At 44.2% G+C, this 4,640-nt stretch carries 3 protein-coding genes; all 3 read right to left on the bottom strand.

From position 1 onward, the window contains the following. Nucleotides 1–615: 615 nt before the first annotated feature. The 3 genes from ACG2F4_RS19070 to ACG2F4_RS19060 all read right to left on the bottom strand — a co-directional run bounded on the left by ACG2F4_RS19070 (nt 616) and on the right by ACG2F4_RS19060 (nt 4,387). Nucleotides 616–1,290, bottom strand: a complete 675-nt coding sequence (locus tag ACG2F4_RS19070; protein ID WP_395262536.1) for an RNA polymerase sigma-70 factor — start codon at nt 1,288–1,290, stop codon at nt 616–618. Nucleotides 1,291–2,670: 1,380 nt separating this feature from the next. Further along, the gene (locus tag ACG2F4_RS19065) at nt 2,671–2,802 is read right to left on the bottom strand and encodes a hypothetical protein (protein ID WP_395262535.1); all 132 of its coding nucleotides are present in this window, start codon (nt 2,800–2,802) and stop codon (nt 2,671–2,673) included. Nucleotides 2,803–3,535: 733 nt separating this feature from the next. Then, nucleotides 3,536–4,387, bottom strand: a complete 852-nt coding sequence (locus ACG2F4_RS19060; protein WP_395262534.1) for a sugar phosphate isomerase/epimerase family protein — start codon at nt 4,385–4,387, stop codon at nt 3,536–3,538. Between the last annotated feature and the right edge of the window lie 253 nt (nt 4,388–4,640).

Genomic DNA, 4,640 nt, shown 5'->3' with positions numbered 1-4,640 from the left:
GTAAACTAATTTTAAGCTACCTGTTGGAATACTGGCGCCACCCATTCCCCCTTTGAAGGGGGCGCAGGGGGATGTAGCTATTGTTTTACAAGTTCATACAATGAGTGAGCGGCAGCTCATTTTTCAAATTATGGAACCCTATTTCATAGTACGTGCCAGTTATCTATCGTTAAATCCCCCTACCCCCCTTTGGAAGGGGGAATATTCGTGCTGCATTTCGGGTAATCCCACACACAACTAAATCATGATTTGTAATGTCAACATCCCCTTGCTTCCCAACGCCCCATCCATTTCCCGTTGAATATATTGTATCGACTGACCTCGGGAGCACAGAAGGGGTGGGTAGGACGAGAAGCCGGAAAATAACGTGCATATTAGTTTTCATAATTATGAATGGTAACACTAGATCAAATGCAAGGTATGTAAAGAAAATGCAGAAAACCGTGCATCTGATCTGGCTTTACAGCCGTGCAAAAGATGCGTACATCGTGACTTCGCATCTATCTGAGGATGCCTATAATAATATGACCTCAGGGTTCCAGCTACTTACTGCCATACCAGAAGTGTTCATATGAACAAAATGAATCCCCAAAAACCGTCGCAGCATCCTTGCAACTACGCAATTAATAAAAAAATAAGTATCTGAATAAAGAATGCCTTCGTAACCAAATCCGACAGTTCCCATGCCACTGCAATCGTAAAATAGTCTGACAGGTAGTCCCTCAGTCGCTTCAGGGCGCGGCCCATCTGCGTGTTTACCGTCCCTATGGAAAGATCCAGGACCTCGGCAATCTCCGCATACGTCAGTCCACTTCTTCGGTTTAGCAGAAAGATTTGTCGACAACGTGGAGGTAGCTGGTTGATCCCCTCTTCAATATCCTGTCGCAGTTTTCTTATCTCCGCATCACTTTTACTATCGTCCGTCTCCTTTAGCTCTTCGAATCTTTGGGCTACCTCATCCTCGGTCTCATCAATAACCCGCTGATGGCGAATAACGTTTAACGCCTTGTTTTTTACGGCCGTAAAAAGGTAACTTTTAACGGTTCCCGGGGGATCCCAGCTTTCCCGCTGAGCCCAGATATTCAGAAATACTTCCTGAACGATATCCTCCGCCTCCTCAACGCTTCCCACGTAGCTGCGGGCAAAACCGTGTAGCCGCTTGTAATACGCTCTGAAGATCTTTTTGAACGCGGATCGGTCTCCCTGTTCGCGAACCCGCCTCACCCACTGTTTCTCCAACAGCGGCCGGGGATCCCCACTCGATTTTTCCTCTTCTTCTTTTGCGTTCATTATCACTTTGTAACCTAATCCTGCATCAACAAGCCGGTTTCGCTTCGGGATGACGACTTCGTAAATTTCCTCTACAACTCAATATTATCATTCATATACTGTTTATTCGAGACACTTACATGGATGGGTCAAGTCTCATATCATGGTTCACATGAACGTATCAAATTCATATAACAGATTTTATTATTTACAGTATACTAAGCTGTTCTTGTAATCTCATACACTTTGTTTGTGGAAACGGGCAAACAATACCCCTTGTTAATAAAGAGCGATCCAATTCCCCGAACTACTCTTTTTCGAGCAGATATCCCGGCATTGGATCTTTAACCGCTTTTGAGCGTAGTGCTATAACCCATTGGCACGACATTCACTTCGAAATTCATTATTCTTCAATCTACACTCCTAATTTCCCATCCCTTCCGGTCTTGGATTTATGAGCCGCCCGGGACAAGTAGAGCGCAGGCGCAGTTTAGTTATTTGTGGACTGGTTATTCGTTATTTGTTTGAACCAATAACGAATTCCTAATAACCAATCTCCTGCGGTGATTTTTTAGGTACGTTTTTTTATCACTCAAAAAAGGAACAGAGAAAGGCCTAAACATCCGGGGCAATTGCTCCTGTGAAAAAAGATACCATCTTATACAAAAAAAGATACCATCTTAAGGAGAAAAAGATACCATCTTTTTTGTCAGAAGATACTGGCATAATATTGAGAAGATAAAAAAGCCCCGTACGCAGGGTGGTTTAGTTATTAGTGAATTAGGTATTCGTTATTTGTTTGAACCAATAGCTAATTCCTGGTAACCAATTACCGGCGGCTTTTTAGGTTCGTATTTTGATCATTCAAAAAATGAACAAGGAAGGAGGATAGCGAAGTCTTAATGTAAAACAGGAGACTATTTTCCAGTCCCCGTGTTTGATCAGGAACAAAATTCAGGATTAAACAAAAAAATTTTACCAGTTTGCAAATTCCAACCCCGTCCTTTCAAGAGCGGGGCGGTAACTTAGGGTTTAGGGAAAAATCGATTTCTTTTCAACAATTTTTGATGGGATAATTTCCCAGCTCAGTTCTTATATCTGAAAACTCCGACTATCTGACGTCGGCGTTCTAATACGTGGTTTCATCCCCTTTTCACATGCTGTTACACTTGAACAGATCGGTTCTATGACAGTTTATCCCATTTTTGTTAAAGAAGTGCTTCCAAAATCGCTGTTTTAATGTGCCCCCGGAATGATCGTGCACTATAAAATCCACAGCCCAGGCTAAAGAGTGCGGCTCCAACGTAGGCTGTGCCCGGAGATTCTTCACAAAGTAACAGGGTTGTACCCGCAGGTTCACCCTGGTACTGAATTTTAAACTATTCGATATAAAAGCTTACTTCACCAGCTGGTAAACTTTATTGGTTTGCCCTCCCAGAGCCATTCTACATTTTCCTGCCACAGGATGCGGGCCCGGCTTCCGGGCACGTGGGGGGCTGCGTTCCACATCCATTCTGCCAACCTCCTCTTCATATCAGCATATTGGAGATCAGACGATTTCCCAGCAGTATTTGCCAGAAAGAGAAATATTAAGCAACAGAGCAGTATTTTAGCGTGAATTCGATAAAACTTCCAGCTTTAACATTGTTGCTTAATTTCTTGGGGCAGGGCTTTAATGAGGCTGTCCAAAAAGTCCAATAAGGGGGGGAACGCCACTTAAATGATTAAGGCGTGGTCAATCTCCCTAAATCCCTCTTCTCCAAGAGGGACTTCAACACATTGCCTTTATTGCATCCTGAGATTGTGACCCAAGTGTTCCTCCTTGGAGAAGGAGGACAGGAGAATTGATCTTCCATTCCTTCCACAAACCTAAATTATTAATGAATGCAACTATCTGTCGAGACTTTTTGGACAGCCTCACTGTTTTCTTGCCATTTCAAGACAAACAGGCATTCTGGTTGAGATCATTATGTCTAATTCAGGTTATTTTAGTGTATTGTTCAATCTTGGGTTATCCTACTGTCACATCAAATCCTGGGTGTTCAGTCTGTTCCCGACCGAACGCGGATAAATACCGATCATGCTGATCTACGCAGACAACCTGGAAAAATGCTGTTAGACCTGCTATTTCGTGGTGATCTGCAGCATCAGTGTTATCTGCGTCTCAGCAAACCTGCATGTTCAGGGTTAACAATAGCATTGCGTTAATAGTTTATCGAAACCGACTGCGGGGCCTGGGGATGAAAGCCCTGATCCGGGGAGGGATTCACAATCCCACTTTCTCAGACATCTCCTTGATAAAGGCATATCCCTGTTCAGCTACATCCCAGGGTTTATTGTATTCCCGCCATACGTTTATGGAGTTGGCAAAATCGGGATCGTCACGGGTAAATGCCTCAATGGTTAGCCAGCCATCATATCCGATTTCGGCGAGGGTAGAAAAGGTTTCGTCCCAGGGTACGTGACCCGAACCCGGAGTGCCCCGGTCGTTTTCACTGATGTGTACATGTCCCAGCACAGGTGCTACTTTCTTGAGGGCTCCGGACAACGTCTTCTCCTCGATATTGGCGTGATGGGTATCAAAATGAGCTTTGACATTCGGATGTGACACCCGCTCGACCAATCCCACCAGTTGATCCATCGTATTGCACAGGTAGCACTCAAATCGATTTATCGCCTCCGGGGTCAGCAGAATGTCGGCCTGAGCCGCATATTCGCCCGCTTTTGCCAGGATCTCCGCACTGCGTTTGTACTCATCCTCATCCGGGGCCTTGTCTGCAAAATTGGCAAAAGCCGAGTGCATCGGACCGCAGATAACATCCGCATTCATGTCATGAGCACGGTCTACAGCCCATTTAATACGCTCCAACCCTTTTTTTCGAACCTCGGCAGAGGGATCTATTGGATTTTCATCCGGTCCCAATACCATCACGCAGTTCAGTTCAAGTCCCAAGTCCTCCACCTCTTTACCGAACTTTTTGTACATCGCTTCATCTTCGATTCCCAAGAATATTTCAATACCGTCGTATCCAATTTCTTTTAAACGTTCAACAGTGGGAAGAAGCTCTTCCGAAATGACTGCTGACCACGCGAGTAAATTAAATCCTACTTTTGTCATAATAATTTTGTTTTGAATTAAAGTTGAGTATTCCCGGTTGACTTTCAGAGGCCAACTAACTTGATCTGAAAATAAGGAAGTTTCCAAATATCACTCTGATATCAGAGTTCATATGGTTACTCCATTGCACGATTTTTCATCATTTGCCAAGCACTCTGGTGTAATGAATCAAAAAAACGTAAACTAATTTTAAGCTACCTGTTGGAATACTGGCGCCACCCATTCCCCCTTTGAAGGGGGCGCAGGGGGATGT

Origin of the sequence: Halalkalibaculum sp. DA3122 (assembly GCF_043951865.1) — a bacterium.
In the GTDB taxonomy this organism is placed as follows: domain Bacteria; phylum Bacteroidota; class Rhodothermia; order Balneolales; family Balneolaceae; genus JAMQKA01.
The sequence above is the reverse complement of the archived record's forward strand: the minus strand, read 5'-3'. Positions and strand labels throughout refer to the sequence as shown.

Excerpts from the sequence above, each read along its gene's own strand:
- ACG2F4_RS19060 (WP_395262534.1), bottom strand. The coding sequence starts at position 4,387 with ATGACAAAAGTAGGATTTAATTTACTCGCGTGGTCAGCAGTCATTTCG.
- ACG2F4_RS19065 (WP_395262535.1), bottom strand. The coding sequence starts at position 2,802 with ATGAAGAGGAGGTTGGCAGAATGGATGTGGAACGCAGCCCCCCACGTG.
- ACG2F4_RS19070 (WP_395262536.1), bottom strand. The coding sequence starts at position 1,290 with ATGAACGCAAAAGAAGAAGAGGAAAAATCGAGTGGGGATCCCCGGCCG.